The 18,857-nt window shown below is 70.1% G+C and carries 19 protein-coding genes; 9 read left to right on the plus strand and 10 right to left on the minus strand.

The annotated features are described in order from the left end of the window. The 5 genes from AC0VYM_RS15560 to AC0VYM_RS15580 form a co-directional block, all read right to left on the minus strand. Positions 1 to 780 carry an NUDIX hydrolase gene (locus AC0VYM_RS15560; protein ID WP_475452709.1) on the minus strand — a complete coding sequence of 260 codons (780 nt, stop codon included), beginning with the start codon at positions 778 to 780 and terminating at the stop codon, positions 1 to 3. Further along, positions 777 to 1,511 carry an HAD family hydrolase gene (locus AC0VYM_RS15565; RefSeq protein ID WP_475452712.1) on the minus strand — a complete coding sequence of 245 codons (735 nt, stop codon included), beginning with the start codon at positions 1,509 to 1,511 and terminating at the stop codon, positions 777 to 779. Before AC0VYM_RS15565 ends, AC0VYM_RS15560 begins: the two co-directional genes overlap by 4 nt. Positions 1,512 to 1,640: 129 nt before the next feature. After that, a complete protein-coding gene (locus AC0VYM_RS15570; protein ID WP_475452714.1) occupies positions 1,641 to 2,588 on the minus strand; it encodes a VWA domain-containing protein in 948 nt (315 codons plus the stop codon). Between the two features lie 88 nt (positions 2,589 to 2,676). After that, positions 2,677 to 3,645 carry a DUF58 domain-containing protein gene (locus AC0VYM_RS15575; RefSeq protein ID WP_475452716.1) on the minus strand — a complete coding sequence of 323 codons (969 nt, stop codon included), beginning with the start codon at positions 3,643 to 3,645 and terminating at the stop codon, positions 2,677 to 2,679. 21 nt (positions 3,646 to 3,666) lie between these two features. After that, the gene (locus tag AC0VYM_RS15580; RefSeq protein ID WP_475452718.1) at positions 3,667 to 4,734 is read right to left on the minus strand and encodes an AAA family ATPase; all 1,068 of its coding nucleotides are present in this window, start codon (positions 4,732 to 4,734) and stop codon (positions 3,667 to 3,669) included. 184 nt (positions 4,735 to 4,918) lie between these two features. Here AC0VYM_RS15580 and AC0VYM_RS15585 point away from each other — a divergent pair, with 184 nt between their 5' ends. The 5 genes from AC0VYM_RS15585 to AC0VYM_RS15605 all read left to right on the plus strand — a co-directional run bounded on the left by AC0VYM_RS15585 (position 4,919) and on the right by AC0VYM_RS15605 (position 10,890). Further along, positions 4,919 to 5,635: a hypothetical protein gene (locus AC0VYM_RS15585; RefSeq protein WP_475452720.1), complete on the plus strand. Its 717-nt coding sequence runs from the start codon at positions 4,919 to 4,921 to the stop codon at positions 5,633 to 5,635. Positions 5,636 to 6,079: 444 nt separating this feature from the next. After that, on the plus strand, positions 6,080 to 6,847 hold the full coding sequence (locus AC0VYM_RS15590; protein ID WP_475452722.1) for a HipA family kinase: 768 nt from the start codon (positions 6,080 to 6,082) through the stop codon (positions 6,845 to 6,847). Beyond that, complete coding sequence (locus AC0VYM_RS15595) at positions 6,844 to 7,272, plus strand: DUF3037 domain-containing protein (protein ID WP_352387824.1); 429 nt, start codon at positions 6,844 to 6,846, stop codon at positions 7,270 to 7,272. The genes AC0VYM_RS15590 and AC0VYM_RS15595 overlap by 4 nt, the downstream gene beginning before the upstream one ends. 206 nt (positions 7,273 to 7,478) lie before the next feature. Further along, positions 7,479 to 8,735: a multidrug effflux MFS transporter gene (locus AC0VYM_RS15600; RefSeq protein ID WP_475452724.1), complete on the plus strand. Its 1,257-nt coding sequence runs from the start codon at positions 7,479 to 7,481 to the stop codon at positions 8,733 to 8,735. 142 nt (positions 8,736 to 8,877) lie between these two features. Further along, positions 8,878 to 10,890, plus strand: a complete 2,013-nt coding sequence (locus AC0VYM_RS15605) for an AMP-binding protein (RefSeq protein ID WP_475452726.1) — start codon at positions 8,878 to 8,880, stop codon at positions 10,888 to 10,890. A gap of 50 nt (positions 10,891 to 10,940) precedes the next feature. Here the strand turns inward: AC0VYM_RS15605 and AC0VYM_RS15610 are convergent, their stop codons facing one another. The 3 genes from AC0VYM_RS15610 to AC0VYM_RS15620 form a co-directional block, all read right to left on the minus strand. After that, positions 10,941 to 11,588, minus strand: coding sequence for a LuxR C-terminal-related transcriptional regulator (locus AC0VYM_RS15610; protein WP_475452728.1), 648 nt, complete (start codon positions 11,586 to 11,588; stop codon positions 10,941 to 10,943). Then, complete coding sequence (locus AC0VYM_RS15615; RefSeq protein WP_475452730.1) at positions 11,540 to 12,808, minus strand: sensor histidine kinase; 1,269 nt, start codon at positions 12,806 to 12,808, stop codon at positions 11,540 to 11,542. The genes AC0VYM_RS15610 and AC0VYM_RS15615 overlap by 49 nt, the downstream gene beginning before the upstream one ends. 147 nt (positions 12,809 to 12,955) lie before the next feature. Further along, positions 12,956 to 13,918, minus strand: a complete 963-nt coding sequence (locus tag AC0VYM_RS15620) for a hypothetical protein (RefSeq protein WP_475452732.1) — start codon at positions 13,916 to 13,918, stop codon at positions 12,956 to 12,958. Between the two features lie 249 nt (positions 13,919 to 14,167). Between AC0VYM_RS15620 and AC0VYM_RS15625 the strand changes: the two genes are divergently transcribed. The 4 genes from AC0VYM_RS15625 (at position 14,168) to rnhA (ending at position 17,596) form a co-directional block, all read left to right on the plus strand. Next, positions 14,168 to 14,611, plus strand: a complete 444-nt coding sequence (locus AC0VYM_RS15625) for an SMI1/KNR4 family protein (RefSeq protein ID WP_049579761.1) — start codon at positions 14,168 to 14,170, stop codon at positions 14,609 to 14,611. A 102-nt stretch (positions 14,612 to 14,713) separates the two neighbouring features. Beyond that, positions 14,714 to 15,379, plus strand: coding sequence for a peptide deformylase (gene def / locus AC0VYM_RS15630; protein WP_475452734.1), 666 nt, complete (start codon positions 14,714 to 14,716; stop codon positions 15,377 to 15,379). Between the two features lie 182 nt (positions 15,380 to 15,561). Then, a complete protein-coding gene (locus AC0VYM_RS15635) occupies positions 15,562 to 16,959 on the plus strand; it encodes an outer membrane protein assembly factor BamB family protein (protein WP_475452736.1) in 1,398 nt (465 codons plus the stop codon). 163 nt (positions 16,960 to 17,122) lie between these two features. After that, positions 17,123 to 17,596, plus strand: coding sequence for a ribonuclease HI (gene rnhA, locus AC0VYM_RS15640; RefSeq protein ID WP_475452738.1), 474 nt, complete (start codon positions 17,123 to 17,125; stop codon positions 17,594 to 17,596). A 69-nt stretch (positions 17,597 to 17,665) separates the two neighbouring features. Here the strand turns inward: rnhA and soxR are convergent, their stop codons facing one another. Together soxR and AC0VYM_RS15650 are read right to left on the minus strand one after the other, a co-directional pair. Continuing rightward, a complete protein-coding gene (gene soxR, locus AC0VYM_RS15645) occupies positions 17,666 to 18,130 on the minus strand; it encodes a redox-sensitive transcriptional activator SoxR (protein ID WP_475452740.1) in 465 nt (154 codons plus the stop codon). A 9-nt stretch (positions 18,131 to 18,139) separates the two neighbouring features. After that, the gene (locus tag AC0VYM_RS15650; RefSeq protein WP_475452742.1) at positions 18,140 to 18,817 is read right to left on the minus strand and encodes an ABC transporter ATP-binding protein; all 678 of its coding nucleotides are present in this window, start codon (positions 18,815 to 18,817) and stop codon (positions 18,140 to 18,142) included. Between the last annotated feature and the right edge of the window lie 40 nt (positions 18,818 to 18,857).

An 18,857-nucleotide genomic window follows, 5' to 3' on the forward strand; every position in this document is an offset into this window, starting at 1 on the left:
TCAGCCGCGACGACGGTGCCGGACCAGGAACTCCATGCCGCGCCGCGCCGTGGTGGACAGCGGCAGCTCCGTCAGCTCGGTCGGGGTGAACCAGGCGCAGTCGGCGGTGGAACCCTCCACCTCGACCACCCGCGGCACGGTCGGCTCGGCCACGTGCACGTGCGAGAACACCCAGACCGCGTAGATGTCGGTCCCGGCGCTCCGCGTCCGGCGGTGGCTGGCCACGGTGATCAGCTCACCCACCACACCGGCCTGACCGGTCTCCTCGAGCACCTCGCGCCGCAGCGCGGCGCGCACGTCCTCGCCGGTGTCCACACCGCCGCCCGGCAGGTGCCAGGTCCCGGCGGCGGGGAAGCCGTCGGCGATCAGACTGAGCAGGACACGTCCGGCCGGGTCGGTGACGATCCCGTAGGAGGCGAACCGGCGCATCCGGGGGAGCGATCCCTCCGGGGCGGGGTCCTCCTCGGGGGCCAGCGCGGGCGCCGGGGGAGTCAGCCCCTCGGTGGGCACGACCGAGGGCCAGGCCGAGACGAGGTCGGGCTCGGAGAAGACGATCCGGTCCACGTGCAGGGCGCGTCCCCGAGGCAGGCTCACGGTCTCGGTGAGCACGTCCAGCGCCACCAGCGGCGCCTGCTCGGGCAGGCCGGCCAGCCCGCGCGCCACGTCCTCGGGGTCCTGACCGAAGAGCACACGTGCTCCGACCAGGACCGGTCCCGTGGGACCGGACGTGATGAGGTGGACGGTGACCCGGCGGGCCATCCAGTCGTCGATCGAGGTCACAGGAGACCCGTCGCGACCATGCTGCTGGGCAGCCCCACCATGCGCAGGAGGCCGTCCAGGTCGTGGAGGGTGGTGACGCCCTCGACGGGCTGGCGGGCCTGGCGGTCCACGACGACCGGGCGCATGCCCGAGGCGACGGCGCCCACGGCGTCGGCCTGGATCTGGTCGCCCACGTGCCAGCAGGAGCCGGGCTCCACGCCCAGGCGCTGGGCGGCCGCGTGGAAGATCCGGGGGTCGGGCTTGCCCGCGCCCACGGTGTCGGCGCAGACCACGGCGTGGAAGTAGGGGGTGAGTTCCAGGGCCTGGAGCTTGGCGTGCTGGAGGGACTCGACGCCGTTGGTGACCACGGCCAGCCGGTAGCCGGCGGAGCCCAGGGCGTTCAGCACCGCGTAGGTGTCGGGGAAGACCTGCCAGCCGCTGCGGTGGCCGTCCAGGTACATGCGGTAGAGCTCGTCGCAGTGCTGGTCCGCGAGGTCGGAGTGGCCGGCCTGGAGGGCGAGGGCGCGGACGCGCTCGCGGCGCTGCTCGTCGAGGCTCAGGTCGCCGCGCAGGTAGGCGCCGAAGGAGATCTCGGTCTGGATGTCCCATAGGGCGCGGGCCGAACCGAAGTCCGGGTGGCCGAGTCGTTCCATGACCGTGCGCAGACCCGCGGACGAGGCGGCGACGTCGTCGATGAGTGTGTCATCCAGGTCGAAACAGATCGCGGCCGGGAGAGCGGGTGTGTTCGGCATCGTTCCTCGAAGTGGGTGGTCATGACAAAACATGCCAACGCTAACCCGTAGCCGAACAGGAAAAGGTATAAACCCCACCTAAAGGGATGTGACCAACAACACTGGGAGTCGAGATTGGGGTGCCACCGATCAGGGAAGTCGTTGGAACCACAGCAACGAGGTCAATGCCGTCGCGAACGCCAGGACGATCGCCACCATGACGAACCGAGTGACGATCTCCTCATGCACCATCTCCGTGCCGAGCGACGAGCCGATGTCCTCGTACACCTCGTCCAGCTCCGTCTCGCTCTCGGCCTCGTAGAAGTGCCCCCCGGTGTCCTCGGCCAGCCCCTGGAGCGCCTCCTTGTCGATGTCGGCGGGCACCTGGTACCCGTCGATCTCGATCATCGCGGCCCCGCTGCCGAAGGCGATCGTCGACACCGGCACCTCCCCCTCGGCCGCCTCCGCCGACGCCTGGAGGATGTCGCGCCCACTCGTGTTCTCACCGTCCGAGAGCAGGACGATCGCCGCGGGCGGCGGGTCCTCCTCAGCGTCTTCGTCGAAGGTCCGGATCGCCTCCAGGGAGGCGAACACCCCCTCACCGATCGCCGTCCCCGGTCCCAGCCGCAGGCTCTCGATCGACGACGTCACCGACTCATGGTCCTGCGTGGGAGCCGTCACCACCGTCGCCGTGGAGGAGAACGACACCAACCCCACGTTGAAGCGGTCCGGCAGCGTCTCCACGAAGCCCCGGGCCGACTCCTTGGCCGCGTGCAACCGGTCCGGCTCGATGTCGTTGGCGGCCATCGACAACGACACGTCCACCGCCACCATGATCGTCGCCCGCTCCCGAGGGGCCTCCACCGGCATCGCGGGCACCGCCATCGCGGCGATCAGCACCCCCAGCGCCAGCGTGAACAGCGCGGCGGGCACGTGCCTGCGCACGTCCGGCCGGTGCGGCGCCACCTGGTCCAACAGCTCCAGGTTGGTGAAGCGCACCGTGTACTCACGACGCTGGCGCTGGGTGAACACGTACGCGCCCACGAGCAGCACCAGGACCAGCAGCCACCACAGCCGCTGCGGCTCCAGAAAGGTCATGACCGCCCCACGTCCCCCCTGCCCGTACGGGCACGGGAACCTCCCGCGCCCACGCCACCGCGCCCGGACCGGCCTCCGCCGGAGCCGCTCACCTGGGCACCCCCGGCGTGTGCCGGGCCATGTGGTGCGCGGTCCGGCGCTGGTGGATCACGAACCGCGCGGTGTCCAGTACCCAGTCCCGGTCCGTGCGCAACACGAGGTGGTGCACCCCGCACCGGCGCAGCGCCCCGCGCACCGCCTCCCGCTGCGCCATGGCGGCCCGATGGTAGCGCTCACGGACGGCACGGGTCAGACGCACGTCACGTACCCGTCCGGTGGTCGGATCACGCAGGGCCACGTCCCCCACCTCGGGCACGTCCAGCTCTCGGGGGTCCAGCACCTCCACCACCAGTACCTGGTGCCGCGAACCCAGCTGCCGCAGCGGCCGCTCCCAGGGCACCTCCCCGCCGAAGGCCGGGGTGTCCAGGAAGTCGGAGATCACCACGCGCAGGCCCCGCCTGCGCCGGGCCCGCACCAGGTCGGTGACGGCGTCGGCCAGGGTGGCCCGGTCCTCCTCCGGCGTGCGCACGTCCCCCTGCGGAGCGGCGGCGACCGTCGCCAACAGCGACAGCAGCGCCTCCTTGCCCGACCTCGCGGGCCAGCGCCGTATCCGCCCCTGGTGCAGGAAGTGCGCCCCGAACCGGTCACCCACCCGCTGCGTGAGCAGGTTGGTCGCCACCAGGGCGCCCACCGCGACGTCGCGCTTGGACCGCAACCCGGTACCGAAGTCCATGCTCGGAGACAGGTCCAGCAGCGTCCAGCTCTCCAGCTCACGGTCCGCGACCACGTCACGCACGTGCGGGGTGTCCGTCCGCGCGGTCACCGCCCAGTCCATGTGCCGCACGTCGTCCTCGCCCGGCTGGTAGAGCCGGGCCTCGGCCGCCTCGGACCCCGGCCCCAGCCGCAGTCCCAGGTGCTCGCCGTGCAGGAGACCGTCCAGCCGCTGCACGATGCGCAGGTCCAGTCGGCGCAGCGCCGCCCTGAGCCGGGGGTCGGAACCGATGGCGGGAGTGTTCACACGATCACCTCTGGTCCCTTCCTACCGCTGCGTGGCGAAGGAGGCGGTCTCACCCGAGGGCGGCTCGTCCCAGATCACCCGCGGCGCGGGAACGGTGGACAGGATGCGGTCGACCACCTGGTCGGGGGTGACCCCGTCGGCCAGGGCGTCGAAGGTCAGCACCAGACGGTGCGCGATGACGTCGTGGGCCAGGACCCGCACGTCGTCCGGCAGCACGTAGTCGCGCCCCCGCAGCAGGGCCAGTGCCCGCGCCGCGGCGACCAGCCCCAGGGTCGCGCGCGGGCTCGCCCCCACCTCCAGCGCCTGGCGCAGGTCGGGCATCTGGTGGTTCTCCGGCTCCCGGGTGGCCATGACCAGGCGCACGACGTAGTCGGCGATCAGCTGGTGCACGTGGACGCGCTCGGCGTCGGCCTGGAGCTCGCCCAGGGTGACCGGGTCCAGCACCTGGTGGGCGGTGGGCGGCGCCGAACTCATCCGGCGCAGGATCTCCATCTCCTCGTGCGCCTTGGGGTGGTGGACGTTGACCTTCATCAGGAAGCGGTCGCGCTGCGCCTCGGGCAGCGGATAGACCCCCTCCGACTCCACCGGGTTCTGCGTGGCGATGACGATGAAGGGGGCGGGCAGCGGATGGGTGGTGCCGCCGATGGACACCTGCCGCTCGGCCATGACCTCCAGCAGCGCCGACTGCACCTTGGCCGGGGCGCGGTTGATCTCGTCCGCGAGCACGAAGTTGGCGAAGACCGGCCCCAGCTCGACGTCGAACCGCTCGGTGGACGGGTGGTAGATGCGTGTGCCGACGATGTCCGAGGGCACCAGGTCCGGGGTGAACTGGATGCGGGAGAACGAGCCGCCGGTGACCTTGGCCAGCGTGGACACGGCCAGTGTCTTGGCGATGCCGGGGACCCCCTCGATGAGGCAGTGTCCCTGGGCGACCAGCGCGATGAGGGAGCGCTCCACCATCCGCTCCTGGCCCACGATCACCGTGGACACCTCGTGCAGCGCCGCGCGCAGCAGGCGGGTCGGCTCGCCCGGAGCGCTCTCCGGCCCCGGCGTGGACGCGGGGCCGTTCCCGGGTGAGGTTTCTGCCATGTCCCGTCCTTCCCGGACTCGGCGCCCCCGTGCGTGGACGCCGGTAAGGAGTAGGTTGTGGATCACCTGTGGCGACACTACCTGTTTAGGTGCTCCCGAGCCGGTAGACAACGCGACACTGGGACCGGGACGGACGGCGGGACGAAGGGTGACGTACCGCGACGTGTCGGAGAGGGGAAGTGACATGACGGCGCCCACGAGGGGCCTGAACGACGTCGACCCGCGCCAGCTGGGCGGATACCGGCTGTTGGGGCGGCTGCAGGAGTCACGTCTGGGCGTGGTCTACCTGGGGCGCGACGCCTCCGGCGAGCGCATGAGCGTGGCGATGCTCAACGACGCGGCGGGGATCGACGAACCCACCCGGGAGAGGTTCGCGCGCGCGGTGCGGGACGGCGAGGGGGTGGCGGCGGCCCGCACGAGCGGGAGGTCGGCCCTGTGGGTGGCGGTCCCGTACGTGGAGGGCGGCGCCGGGGCGGGCCGGTTCCTGGAGGAGGCGGGGCGCGGCGGCCCCCTGGTACTGCGCGGTCCGGTGGTGATGCCGCACTGGGCGGGGGAGCGGGGCGGGTCCGCGGTGCGCTGGGCCCCCTGGGCGGGGCGCCGGGACAGCCCGGTGGCGCGTGGCGAGTCCAACTGGTGGTTGATCGGCGGCCTGGGCGCCCTGCTGTTGTTGCTCCTGGTGCTGGTCTTCGCCCTGTACCTGTGGATGATGCAGTTCCCCCCACCCGAGATGCCGGGCCCGAGCGAGCCCGAGGCGGAGCAGTCCGAACCGGCGGAGGAGCCCGGTTCGGAGCCGGGCCCGGAGGAGGGGGAGGGGGACCCGGCCAGTCCGGTGCCGACCATCCCCGCACCGGGGGACGAGGGCGAGGGCGACTGGGGGGAGGAGCCCGAGGACAACCTCTGACGCGGCCGGGGGAGCGCGGGTCCGAGGCGGTCCCGGTGGTGGGGCCGGAGCGCCCCGCCACCCGCTCAGTGTCCTCAGGGGTGGGGTGCGCCGGGAGGATCCGACGGTGGGGATTCCACGGAGGGGTGCGCGGCTCTGGTGTTCGTTGTATAAATCTACGTCGTAAAGGTGGCGCGGCTGTTCTGTCGAACCGCCCTACGAAAAACCGAATTCGCGCGGCTACGCCGCCCGCCTCCCAACTCCCCCTTCCTGAGGCGTGCCGCGTGTCGAGGGCCCACGGGTCGGTATCTAGAACGTGTTCAGCCCTGTTTAGGAGAGCTCCCGAGAGGGTCGGTCGGTGTCCGGGTGGGTCCGCTCGAAGGTCGCGACTGCGTCCGGTTGAGCGCTCCGACCGAGGCGGTGCCGGGAGGCCCGCGGTGAACACGGTCGCCGGGTCCGGTGCCTATGCTGGCCAGCGTGCTGAAAAAGGTGATCGCGACGCGGTACGTGCTGCCGCTGCGCGAAGGAGGTTCGCTCCCGGGGTTGGTCGAGGCCGACGACCTGGGAATGTACGTGGTCAAGTTCATCGGTGCCGGTCAGGGGCGCAAGACGCTCGTGGCCGAGGTCATCACCGGCGAACTCGGCCGGGCCCTGGGACTGCCGGTCCCGGAGTTGGCCGAGGTGGAGTTCGACGCGGTCATCGCCCGCGGTGAACCCGACCCGGAGGTCCAGGAACTCCTCAAGGCGAGCGGCGGGCTGAACCTGGGGATGGACTTCCTCCCCGGTTCCCTGGGCTTCGACCCGCTGACCTTCGAGGTCGATCCGGGGTTCGCCGGACGGGTGCTGTGGTTCGACGCCCTCACCGGGAACGTGGACCGGTCCTGGCGCAACCCGAACATGCTGGTGTGGCACGGTCGGCCGTACCTGATCGACCACGGGGCGACGCTGATCTTCCACCACAGCTGGGCCAACGCCGACCGGTTCGTCGGCCGGGCCTACGACGCCTCCGACCACGTGCTGTCGGGGGCCGCACCCGACCTCGCCGCGGCCGACGCGGCCCTGGCCCCGCTCGTGGACGAGGACCTGCTGCGCGGCGTGGTGGGCCTGGTGCCCGACGAATGGCTGGAGGACGAGCCGGGGTTCGGCTCGCCGGAGGAAGTACGAGAGGCGTACGTGAAGCACCTGGTGGCCCGTGTGGCGGACCGTTCCTGGCTGCCGGAGGTGTCCTCGTGAGCGAGCGGTACACCACGGTGACCACCGGACAGGTGGGTGTGGAACGTGAACGCGCGGTGTTCGAGTACGCGCTGCTGCGGGTGATCCCGCGTCTGGACCGCGGTGAGTGCGTGAACGCCGGAGTCATCCTGTACTCGCAGGAGCGGGCGTTCCTGGCGTCGCGTTCGGACCTGGACGAGGCCCGTCTGCTGGCCGTGGACGCGGGTGTGGACGTCGCCGGTGTGCGGCGGGCCCTCGCGGCGGTGGAGGTGATGTGCCGGGGCGGTGCCGAGGCGGGGCTGGCCGGTCGTGAGCGGCCGGGGCAGCGGTTCCGGTGGCTGACCGCGCCCAGGAGCACCATCGTGCAGCCGGGGCCGATCCACGGCGGACTCACGGAGGACCCGGAGGCCGAGGTGGAGAGGCTGCTGGACCGGTTGGTGCGGTGACCCGGGTCGGCGGGGGGTGCAGATGACCGTAACGCCGACGTAAGGGACATCACAGGCCTCGGGGTGGTTGGGTGGGGAGAGAAATCCTCCCCTTCGGTGTTGGTATGGAGTGGTCCATTCCTGTGGACACGCTCCCAACCACCCCTGGTCCGTCGCGGTGCCGTCTGCCCGTGCGCGGATCGGCCCGTCTGCGAACTGGAGTGCCTGTGCAGTCCCCAACGTCCCCCTCCACCGCCCCCGAACAGGGGGTCGCCCTCCGTCCGCCGCGGTCGCGCAAGTCGATCGCGCTGCTGGTGCTGGTCCTCGGTGTGCTCACCGCCACCGGCCCGCTGGCGACCGACATGTATCTTCCGGCCTTCCCGCAGATCACCCGGGAACTGGGGGCGACGGAGGGGCAGATCGGGCTGACCCTGACGGCGATCATGATCGGTATGGCCGTGGGTCAGCTGGTCATCGGGCCGATGAGCGACGCCTGGGGCCGACGCGGTCCGCTGCTGGTGGGTGTCGCGCTGTTCACGGTGACGTCGGTGCTGTGTGTGTTCGTGCCGAACGTGACGGTGTTCATCGCGCTGCGCTTCCTCCAGGGCGTGGCGGGGGCGGCCGGCGCCGTGGTGGCCCGGGCCATCGTGCGCGACATGTTCCAGGGTGACGACGCGGTGCGGTTCTTCTCCCGGCTGGCGTTGGTGATGATGCTGGCCCCGCTGCTCGCTCCGCTGGTGGGTGCGCAGCTGTTGTTGGTGGGCCCGTGGCAGCTGAGCTTCTGGGTGCTGGCGGCGATGTCGACGCTGAGCTTCGTGCTGGTGCTGCTGTGGCTGCCGGAGAGTCTGCCGCCGGAGGCCCGGCGGTCGCAGGGGCCGCGTCAGCTGGCCACGACGGTGTGGGGGTTGGTGCGCAACCCCCGGTTCGTGAGTCCGGTGCTGACGCTGGGGCTGAGCTTCGGGATGCTGTTCACCTACGTGTCGGCGTTCTCGTTCGTGTCGCAGAACGAGTTCGGGATCTCGCCGCAGACCTACGGGTGGTTGTTCGCGGTGAACGCGTTGGCGTCGATGGCGGGCACCCAGGGCAACGGTCTGCTGGTGGGTCGTGTGGACACGGCCCGGCGGCTGCTGATGGGTCTGTTGCTGGCCCTGGGGGCGGTGCTGACGCTGTTGGTGCTGGCGTTGGCCGGTGCGGCCGAGCTGTGGATGGTGTCGGGGCTGTTGGCGCTGATGATGTTCAGCGTCGGTTTCATCATGCCGAACGCGACGGTGACGGCTCTGGACGGGCAGCCGGTGGCGGTGGCCGGGACGGCCTCCGCGCTGATGGGTTCGATGCAGTTCGCCCTGGGCGGTGCGATCGCGGCGATGGCGGGGATGACGCCTTCGGGTGAGGCCTCGTTGGTCAGCATGGCCGTGGTGATGGCCTCCGTGGCGGTGCTGTCGTTGTTGGCGTACGTCTGGGCCGCGCGCGTGAAGGTCCGATGAGCCCAGGTCTCGGGTGATTTGCGGACGGACGTCGAGGTTGCCGTTCGGTGGGGAAATGGGCACAGTAGGGCACAATTCCCCGACTGAGGCGGGTGGGGATCGTGTCGGGCCCGCCTACTGACGCGACAGAGGATGAGTGGGTATGGGCGAGACCCCCGGTTCGTTGGCTCGAGAACACTCCGGCTTGAGTGACCTGATCTACGAGGTGGCGACCACGGACGCGCACGCGCACGTGTTCTCCGTGCTGGAGGGTTGGGAGTGGGAGCGGCGGACGGCCGGGGAGTTCGCCACCGAGGTGACGGCTCTGGCGAAGGGGCTGGTGGCGGCCGGTATCGCGGAGGGCGACCGGGTGCTGTTGGTGGTCGACTCACACCTGGACTGGGCGCGTTTCGCGTTCGCCGTGTGGTCGGTGCGGGCGGTGTTGGTGCCGCTGCCGACGACGGCGTCCGCCAAGCGTGTGACGCACGTGGTGCGTGAGACGCGTCCGGCGGCCATGGTGGTCCAGGGTGAGCGCCAGTACCGGACGGCGGTGCGGTTGCAGCGCGAGCTGCCCGACCTGGGTCGGGTGTGGCGGTACGAGGAGGGCCTGCCGGTGGTGGCGGGCCTGGGGACGTACATGGACGCCTCGGCGGTGCGGTTCCGTCGCGACGAGGTGGTCGCTGACGACGCCGCCGTGGTGTTGTACCCGATGAGCACGGTGTCGCTGCGGACGCGGGGTGTGGTGCTCTCCCATGGGGCGCTGCTGTCGGCGGCGGCGGACCTGGTTGACCGGATGTGGCCACGGTTGTCGGAGCTGGCTCCGGGGCGGGCGAGCGCGGTGCTGGATCTGCCGCTGTCGCAGCTGCCGGGGTTGGCGTCGTTGGTGGCGTGTGTGGTGGGCCGGGTCCGGGTGGGGCTGGTGCCTCCGGGGCGGTTGCGGCGTGAGCTGGAGCGGTTCCGGCCGACGGTGCTGGTGTGCCGACCGGACCTGTTCGAGCGGGTGCACGGTTCGGAGCGTGCGTCGGCGCACTCCACGGACTGGGACTCGGTGGGGACGTTCAACGCGGCGATGGACGCGGCGGTGTCGTTCGACCAGTCGCCGAAGAAGGGTGCCTGGCGCCGGTTGTCGCGGTCGATGTACGACTGGTCGTTCTCGAAGATCCGGGACCTGCTGGGTGGCCGGGTGCATCTGGCGGTGTGCTGGGGCGGTGGGTTGTCGGATCGGTTGGACAGCTACTTCAACGGTGTGGGTGTGCCGGTGATGCAGGTGTTCGGTGTGCCGGAGACGGCCGGGGTGTTCGTGGCGAACGCGCCGGGTGAGCGGGTCACGGGCACGGTGGGGCAGGCGATGCCGGGGCGTGAGGTGTGGGTGTCGCGCGAGGGTGAGTTGTTCGTGCGCGGTGGTGCGGTCTTCCTGGGGTACTGGGCGGACGGTGAGGGTTCGCGGGCGGCGTTCCGGGAGGGCTGGTTGGCCACGGGGGTGCTGGCCGAGGAGGACGGTGAGGGGTTCGTCCGGGTGCGGGGTCGTTCGCGTCCGCAGGCGTCGATGGCGGAGGTTCCGGGGCGGTTCGTGCCTCGGGCGAACGTGATCGAGGTGGTGGCCGGTCCGGAGGAGGAGGTGGTGGCGCCGGGGGTGGTGGCCACGGCTTCGCTTCCGGTGGTGGAGGCGCCGACGCGTGAGTTGGAGGTGGCTTCGGGGGGTGCGGAGCCGGGGGCTCGGGTGGAGTCGGCGGGTTCTGGGACGGGTGAGTTCGCGGCGGTGGGTGACGGGTCGCGGGACGCCGAGGTGGTGGCGGGGTTCGAGGCTCGGTTGCGGTCGCATCCGTTGATCAGTCAGGTGTTGGTGATCGTGGAGGGGCGGCCGTTCGCGAGTGCGCTGGTGACGTTGGTGCGTGATCAGTTGGAGTACTGGCGGTTGGTGAACGGGCGGCCGTTGTCGATGGCGCCGGAGGAGATCGCGGGGGATCGTGATCTGCTGCGGGAGGTGCAGGGGTTGGTGTATGAGGCCAACCGGAGTGTGCCGCGGCATCTGGCGGTGCGGTCGTTCCATGTGTTGGCTGAGGAGTTCACGGTGCAGTCGGGGTTGGTGCGTCCTTCGGGGGAGTTGCGGCGTGAGGCCGTGTTGCGTGCGTTCTCGGAGGAGATCGACGGGTTGTACCGGGTGCGTCGTGAGTAGTGGTTGAGGTGGGTGTGTGGCCGTGGTCCCTGTGGGGGCCGCGGCCTTTTTCATTGGCCGTTGAGGTAGGCGAGGACGGCGAGGACGCGGCGGCTGTCGTCGGAGGAGGGGGGTAGGTCGAGTTTGGTGAAGATGTTGTTGATGTGTTTGCTGATGGCTTTTTCGGTGATGTAGAGGCGTCCGGCGATGGCGGAGTTGGAGCGGCCTTCGGCCATTTCCGCGAGGACTTCGCGTTCGCGGGGGGTGAGTTGGGCGAGGGGGCCGCTCTGGTCCTGGCGGGCGAGGAGTTGGGAGATGACGGCGGGGTCCATGGCGGTGCCGCCGTCGGCGACGCGGCGGATGGCCTCGATGAACTGGTTGATGTCGAAGACGCGGTCCTTGAGGAGGTAGCCGACGCCGCCTCCGTCGTCGGAGAGGAGTTCGCGGGCGTAGAGCTGTTCGACGTGTTGGGAGAGGACGAGGATGGGCAGGCCGGGGATCTGTGTGCGGGCGGAGATGGCGGCCTGGAGGCCTTCGTCGGTGAAGGTGGGGGGTAGGCGGACGTCGACGACGGCGACGTCGGGTTTGTGGTCGATGAGGGCGGTGTGGAGGTCGGGGCCGTTGTCGACGGCGGCGACGACGGTGAAGGTGTGGGCTTCGAGGAGTCGGATCAGGCCGTCGCGGAGGAGGGCAAGGTCTTCTGCGATGACAACGCGCATGGGATCTCCAGGGTGACGATGGTGGGGCCGCCGGGGGGGCTGGTGATGTTCATCGTGCCATCGAAGGAGTCGAGGCGGTGCGCGATGCCGGTGAGGCCGCTTTCGGGGGTGGGTTGGGCGCCTCCTTGTCCGTTGTCGGTGATGGTGGTGACGAGTCGTTGGCGGCCGTGGTTGATGTGGACCCAGGCGTGGGTGGCGTGGGCGTGTTTGGCGGTGTTGGTGAGGAGTTCGGCGATGGCGAAGTAGGCGGCGGATTCGACGGGGTCGGCGGGGCGGCCGCGGAGGTTGGTGGTGACGGTGATGGGGAGGTGGTGGGTGAGGGCGAGGGCGTGGACTGCTCCGTCGAGTCCGCGTTCGACGAGGACGGGTGGGTGGATGCCGCGGACGAGGTCGCGGAGTTCGGTGAGGGCCTGTCGGGTGGTTTCGCGGGCTTCGGCGAGCATGTGTTTGGCGGTGTGGGGGTTGGTGTCGACGATCTGTTCGGCCATGGCGAGGTTCATGCCGAGGGCGACGAGGCGGGCTTGGGCTCCGTCGTGGAGGTCGCGTTCGATGCGGCGGATCTCGGCGGCCTGGGTGTCGATGGTGTCGGCGCGGCTGGTGGCGAGGTGGGCGACGCGTGCGGTGAGTCGGGCTTTTTCGGAGGGGGCGAGGATGATGCGGGCGAGTTTGTGGTGGGCGGTGGTGGTGAGGGGGTGGAGGAAGTGGGCGAGGAGGAGGGTGAGTGTGGCGGGGATGAGGATGAGGAGGGCTTCGGTGGGGGTGTGGGGGGTGATGAAGCCGTAGATGTCGGGGGTGTGGCGCCAGAGGATGAGGGCGTAGAGGGTTTGGTAGAGGGCGTGGGCGTAGAGGGTGTAGCTGAGGAGTGCGAGGAGGGTGAGGAGGGGGGCTGAGGCGAGCCAGAGGATGTCGCGCCAGGTGGCGGGGTCGGTGAGGATGACGCGGACGCGGGCGTGGACTCCGGTGGGGGGCATGGGGCGGTAGGTGGCGGGGACGGGTTGGTGGGGGTTGAGGTGGGTGAGGGTGGTGCGTTGTGCGTTGGCGATGGTGCGGAGGGTGGTGGCGGTGAGGATGGTGAAGGGGAGGCCGATCCAGATGAGGGTGAGGAGGGAGGAGGCGAGGACGAGGGGGGTGAGGAGGAAGGCGGCGGTGTTGTGGGAGACGAGGAGGAGTGTGTAGGCCAGGTTGGTGAGGGGCCCGGTTCTGGGGCTGGTGGTGGCCATGGTGGTGTCTCCGGTGGTGGGTGGTGGGCGCCTTCCGTTTCTATTCTGGGGTGTGGGTGGGTGTGGTTGCGGGGGTGGTGGCTCCCCTGTTGGGTTGGGTGCGGCCCGGGTTCGTGTGAACCCGGGCCGTCGTCGTGTGTGGGGTGGTCAGGGCCAGCGCATGTCGGTGGCGGGGCCGAGGTTGGTGACGCGGGTGTGGGCGCGGGTGTCGAGGGAGTCCTTGAGTTGGGTCCAGGCCTGTTGGGGGGTGTTGTCGGTGTTGTTGCAGGTGCGCTGTTCGCAGGCGGTGTTCTGGGACATGGCGGCGGCGAAGCGGAGGGGGTCGCCGGTGTTGGTGTGGCCCCAGTGGCTGATGTTGGCCCATTGGCGGGCCTGGATGCCGTCGGTTCGGTAGATCTGGGGGATGACGGCGACGGTGGGTTGGTTGCCTCCGGCGGCGAGGTGGACGTCCTTGAGGGTCCATCCGTTGCTGCATGCTCCGTCGGTGGTGGAGGGGCAGCCGTCGGCGGAGTTGGCGGCGTAGAGGGGGGTCCTGGTGGCGTCGGTGTAGGCCTTGATCCAGTCGCGGGCCCAGGCGGGGGTGGACCAGGAGGGTTCGGCGTCGATGGCGGCGGTGAGGGTGACGTGGGGTGTGGTGGCCTTGCGGGCGGTGTCGACGAGGGTGGCCCACTGGCGTCCGGCGGTGGTGCCGTTGATGCCGCCGTCGTCCTTGTTGTTGATGCCGAGGGCGAGGTGGGTGGGGGTGTTGGTGGTGTTGCACTCGGCGTAGCCGCGGGCCCAGTGTTGGGCGTATTCGAGGGCCTTGTCGGTGTGGGTGCGGGGTGTGGTGGTGGCGGCGCTGGTGCCGGGTTCGCGGAGTTGGTTGTTCTTCTCCTGGGTGCCGAAGAAGAGGACGCGGACTCCGGGGGTCTTGGTCTTGGCTTCGGTGCAGCCGGACTGGTGGGCGTGGTGGGTGGTGGCGTTGGTGAGGGGGACGTACTGGCTGGTGGTGTGGCCGGGGTAGGTGGGGGCCTGGCCGGGGTGTTCGGCGGCGAGTGCGGGTGTGGGGGACTGGAGGGCGGTGGCGGTGAGGGCGAGGGTGGCGAGGAGCCGTGGCGTGGTGTGTTTCATGACCCTCATTATGTGCGTTTGGTGGCGGTGTGCACACGCTAAGTGACATCCATGGCGTTTATCGGCATTTGGGACATAGGCCGCGCGGCTGGATGTTTCGTTCAGGGCCTCGCGAGGCGTTGACCTGCTGGTCCCGGGGTGGGTGGTTTGGGGGATGAGAGGTGTTTTGTGGCGGATGTGGGTGGGGATTCGGTGGATTTTCGGCGCAACTCGCCGCCCACGATTTCCCGTGTCTTGCCACGACCTGTGATGATCGTGGGTGTGTGGCGTGAACTGATCCTGGAGATGTATCCCGAGGCCGATCTGAGCGATCCGGCCGACGAGGTGACCCTGGCCGAGGTCGAGAAGCACCTGATGCTGCCCCTGCCGTTCGAACTGGCCTCCCTGCTCAGGGAGACCGACGGGGTGACCAACGAGTACGGGGACGCGGTGGTGTGGAGTGCCCGCCGACTGGTGGAGGACAACCTGGCGATGCGCCAGGAGCCCGACTACCTGGAGTTGTACGCGCCCTTCGACGAGATGATCTTCTTCGGCGACTCCGACATGGGCCCGCAGTTCGCCTACGTGCACACGGACTACGGTCCGGGGATCGTGGTGTGGGATCATGAGAGCGACCGCAGGCGGCTGGTGGTCGTCTCGTTGCGTGACTACCTGGCGCGGTGCTTCATCCAGGGCAACGCGTGGTTCCGCTGACGGAGCTCCACCACCGGCGTGACCTTACGGTTCGTGCTATTTTTCGTGGTTGGCGGTGTCGTGACCGCCGTATCCCCTTGAGCCCGCCTTGAGAGAAGGACCATGTCGGAGCAGTCCATGCCCGTGCCCGTAACCGTTGTCCAGGGCCGGGAGGTTTCGGACTTTCCCGAGCTGGCCCCCGAGGCCGCCCGGGGCCGTGTCCTGAGGGTCACGGTCACCGGTGAGGAGGTCCTGCACCGGGCCAACGCCGACGTCCCCGCCTCCATGCTGGGCGGCGCCGAACTGGCGCGGCTGATCGACGACATGTTCGTCACGATGTACGCCGCCGAGGGCGTGGGGCTGGCGGGGAACCAGGTCGGGGTGGACCTGCGCCTGTTCGTCTACGACTGCCCCGACGACGACGGGGTGCGGCACGTGGGACACGTGATCAACCCGGTCCTGGACGAGCGCGACCTGGACGACCCCGTGGTGGTGGAGAGCGAGGGGTGCCTGTCGGTGCCCGGGCCGCACGCGGACCTGGGTCGGGCCGAGCACGCCACGGTGCGCGGGCTGGACAGGGACGGCAACGAGGTCGTGCTCAGCGGCAGCGGCTACTTCGCGCGGTGCCTCCAGCACGAGACCGACCACACCTACGGCAAGCTCTACGTCGACCGGCTCTCGCTGCGTGAGCGCAAGCGGGTGCTGAAGAAGATGAACGAGATGGCCGACAACGTGTTCGCCCGCCGGGAGGAGCGCGCCCGGGAACTGGAGCACGAACTGGCGGAGTGACTCCCTGAGTCGAGAGTGGGGGCGTACCGGGTCTGCCCGGTACGCCCCCACTGCCATGTGGTGACCCTGGGCCAGCGCCCCGGTCCCCTCCCTCTCGCGTGTTCGCGAACGCCCGGCCCTTCGGGAGCGTCGAATCCCTCGATGCCTCCCCGCCGGGGTGGCGCGCGACCCAGGGAGTGATCATGGCCGGTTCCGGTGCCGACCCGAGGAGGGGCTGTCTGGGATGGTTCGTCGGGTGCCTGGTCGTGCCCGTCTGCGTGGTGTTGGCGCTGGTCCTGGTCGCCAGCCTTCGCAGCGGGATCCGTGAGGGACACATCGTGTTCCACCCCGAGGTTCGGGGTGATCGTCAGTGGGAGGTTGAGGGACTGTCGGGAGAGGTCATCGGGGGGTGGTGGACCGGTGGGTCCGTGGTCTACGGAACCGAGCACGGGGTCACGGCCGTCGGGGACGGCGAGGAGCTGTGGCGGTTGGAGCCGTCGGAGACCGTGTGCGGGATGGGCGCGGAGACCCGGGGCGGGGTGGGCCTGGTCCTCCTGGAAGGGGACATCGAGGAGCCCGAGGGGCCGGGCGGGGAGGAGGGTGGGCGATCCTGCGACACCGTCCTGCTCGTGGACGTCGACAGCGGAGAGGAGGTCTGGCGGGCCGGTCCGCTGGCGGACGGGGACCACGGGGAGTCGGAACTGCTCTTCTCGTACGGCTCCGACGCCGCGCGGGCCGGTGGGCAGGTCCTGGTGCGCGTGGGCGGCGAGCTCGTGGGGCTGGACGCCGACTCGGGCGAGGAGCTGTGGCGGCGTGGTGCGTTGGGGTCCGGCGGGGCTGCATGCCCGGTCGCTGACCTGCTGGTCCGCGGCTCCTCGGAGGTCGTCGTCGTGGGGGACTGCGGAATCGACGGCACCGTCACCGTGCACGTGGTCGCGCCCGCGACGGGTGAGGACGTGAGCGCCTTCGAGTTCGCCCGGGGCCGGTCCGGTCCCCGCACGGAGTCCGTCGGGCGGTCGTTTCTGATCGCCGCCGATCCGATCCACGTCCGTGTCGATCTGGGGCACAGGGGCGGGGCGGGCAGTGAGGGCTATGACCCGGACGCTGACGCCGGTCGGGAGGGCGCGCCGGTTCTGGCCTTCGACGACGACGGGCGTCTGCGGAACGAGCTCGACGTCCGTGGGCTGTTCTCGGTCGGTGGTGGTGAGAGGCCGTACGTGGTGGAGGGCGGCCGGATCTACACGAGCACCGACAATCCCAGTTGTTCCAACGAGGTCCACGCGCACGATCTGGACTCCGGGGAGCTGGTCTGGGAGACGGCCGTCGGTGATCCCGGGGTGTCGGTGATCGACGTGCGTGAGGGGAGGCTGTTGTTGATGTTGGACGGTGACGGGTCGTTCGGTGAGTGCTTCATGTTCGGTCCTGCCTGGGAGTGGCAGTTGTACTCGTTGGAGGCCGCCACGGGTGAGGGCGGGCCGTTGAGCCGTCCGCTCGGTCTCCGGCAGCCGCGGGCCTCGGACCTGTGGTGGACCGCGGGCGGGATGGTGCAGGTGGACCGGGACGTCACGGATGGGCCCCACACGGTGCTGTCCTACCGGTGAGCGGGTGGTTGGTGCTGTGCGGGGTCGGGGGCGCCTTTGGTCAGGGTGATCGTCCGTAATGGCTGGTTTAGAAGTTCCATTGGTACCGATTGGCCCTGAAAGTGGCTCTTGTCATGGGGGTTGTGGCCTTTTCGTGACCCGCGAGGGCGGTAGATTTCCCGGCATGCACAACGGGGACGAGGTCGACCAGGAGTCGACGGAACGCGTGGTCATCTACACCGACGGGGCGTGCAGCGGCAACCCCGGCCCGGGCGGCTGGGGGGTGTGGCTGCGCTACGGGGAACACGAGCGCGAACTGTTCGGCAGTGACGCGCAGACCACCAACAACCGCATGGAGCTCATGGCGGCCATCCAGGCACTGGAGAGCCTCAAGCGCGACGTGCCGGTGCTGTTGCACACCGACTCCTCCTACGTCAGCAACGGCATCACCTCGTGGGTGCACGGGTGGAAGAAGCGCGGCTGGAAGACGGCCGACAAGAAGCCGGTGAAGAACGTGGACCTGTGGCAGCGCCTGGACGAGGTGGCCTCGCGCTACGACGTGGAGTGGAAGTGGGTGCGCGGGCACAACGGAGACGAGGGCAACGAACGCGCCGACGAGCTGGCCCGGCGCGGGCGGGACGCGGCCGCTGGTCTGTAGCGGCGGTGGTGGGTGTGGCGGCGGTGCCCTGGGGGTGCCGCCGCTTCGTCGTGTGTGGCCCGGGGTGTTCTAGTCCTCGTCCTTGAAGGGGTCGACCATGAGGCGGCGGGGGCCGGGGCCGGTGGAGGCGAGTTCGTCGTCGGGGTTGGAGAGTACGCAGGTGTCCAGGGACAGGCAGCCGCAGCCGATGCATCCGGTGAGGTCGTCGCGGAGGCGGATGAGCTGGGTGATGCGGGCGTCGAGTTCCTCGCGCCACTGCGCGGAGACGGCGGCCCAGTCGGAGCGGGTGGGGGTGCGGTTCTCGGGGAGTTGGTCGAGGGCTTCGCGGATGCGTGCCAGGGGGATGCCCACGCGTTGGGAGATGCGGATGAAGGAGACGCGGCGGAGGGTGTCGCGGCGGTAGCGGCGTTGGTTGCCGGTGGTGCGGCGGCTGTGGATGAGGCCCTGGCGTTCGTAGAAGTGCAGGGCGGAGACGGCGACTCCGGCGCGTTCGGCGACCTGGCCGACGGTGAGTTCCTTGGTGATGGGTGGCACGGGGTCAGTTTAGGTGGGGGTGCTCTGGAGTGCGTACAGGCGTGCGTAGGCGCCGCCGCGCATGAGGAGTTGGTGGTGGGTGCCGGTTTCGGTGGTGTGTCCGTGGTGGAGGAGGTGGATGCGGTCGGCGGTGCGGGCGAGGGAGGGGTGGTTGGTGAGGGTGAGGTGGGCGGTGGTGGGTGTGGGGCGGGGTGTGGGGGTGGTGGGTTGGTTGATGAGGAGGAGTCGGGCGCCGGTGTGGTGGGCGTAGAGGGTGCGGGCGTGGTGGATGTGGGTGGTGAGGGTGGGGTCGAGGTCGGCGGTGGGGGTGTTGAGGTGGCGGGGGTCGAGGTGGGTGGTGGTGAGGGCGTCGGTGAGGCGGGGGTCGTGGGGGTTGGGGTGGGTGTGGCCAGTGATGGTTTGGGCGAGGGTGGGGTTGGGGTGGGTGGTGTGGATGGGTGTGTGGGTGGTGATGCGGCCGGTGGTGGGGGTGGTGTGGTGGTTGAGGAGGTGGGTGAGGGCTTGGGTGGCGGTGGTGGTGAGGCCGATGAGGGCGATGTGTTGGCCGGGGTTGAGGGTGAGGTCGAGGTGGTGGAGGAGGGTGGTTCCGGTGGGGTGGGTGAGGGACACGTCGTGGAGGGTGAGCAGGGGTGTGTTGGTGGTGTGGTGGGTGGTGCGCCGTAGGTGGTGGCGGGTGGAGAGCCTCACGGGTGTCCGTTCGTGTGGGTGGTTGTCTCCTGCCTGGGAT

The sequence above is a fragment of the Nocardiopsis sp. iso_237 genome, from assembly GCF_056173345.1.

What these genes read in the sequence shown, in the direction of transcription:
- AC0VYM_RS15615 (WP_475452730.1), bottom strand. Translation starts at nt 12,808, where the DNA reads ATGGCCACCACCAGCCCCAGAACCGGGCCCCTCACCAACCTGGCCTAC.
- AC0VYM_RS15580 (WP_475452718.1), bottom strand. Translation starts at nt 4,734, where the DNA reads ATGGCAGAAACCTCACCCGGGAACGGCCCCGCGTCCACGCCGGGGCCG.
- AC0VYM_RS15625 (WP_049579761.1), top strand. Translation starts at nt 14,168, where the DNA reads ATGATCGTGGGTGTGTGGCGTGAACTGATCCTGGAGATGTATCCCGAG.
- def (WP_475452734.1), top strand. Translation starts at nt 14,714, where the DNA reads ATGTCGGAGCAGTCCATGCCCGTGCCCGTAACCGTTGTCCAGGGCCGG.
- AC0VYM_RS15605 (WP_475452726.1), top strand. Translation starts at nt 8,878, where the DNA reads ATGGGCGAGACCCCCGGTTCGTTGGCTCGAGAACACTCCGGCTTGAGT.
- AC0VYM_RS15590 (WP_475452722.1), top strand. Translation starts at nt 6,080, where the DNA reads ATGCTGGCCAGCGTGCTGAAAAAGGTGATCGCGACGCGGTACGTGCTG.
- rnhA (WP_475452738.1), top strand. Translation starts at nt 17,123, where the DNA reads ATGCACAACGGGGACGAGGTCGACCAGGAGTCGACGGAACGCGTGGTC.
- AC0VYM_RS15570 (WP_475452714.1), bottom strand. Translation starts at nt 2,588, where the DNA reads ATGACCTTTCTGGAGCCGCAGCGGCTGTGGTGGCTGCTGGTCCTGGTG.
- AC0VYM_RS15585 (WP_475452720.1), top strand. Translation starts at nt 4,919, where the DNA reads ATGACGGCGCCCACGAGGGGCCTGAACGACGTCGACCCGCGCCAGCTG.
- AC0VYM_RS15635 (WP_475452736.1), top strand. Translation starts at nt 15,562, where the DNA reads ATGGCCGGTTCCGGTGCCGACCCGAGGAGGGGCTGTCTGGGATGGTTC.
- AC0VYM_RS15565 (WP_475452712.1), bottom strand. Translation starts at nt 1,511, where the DNA reads ATGCCGAACACACCCGCTCTCCCGGCCGCGATCTGTTTCGACCTGGAT.
- AC0VYM_RS15610 (WP_475452728.1), bottom strand. Translation starts at nt 11,588, where the DNA reads ATGCGCGTTGTCATCGCAGAAGACCTTGCCCTCCTCCGCGACGGCCTG.
- AC0VYM_RS15620 (WP_475452732.1), bottom strand. Translation starts at nt 13,918, where the DNA reads ATGAAACACACCACGCCACGGCTCCTCGCCACCCTCGCCCTCACCGCC.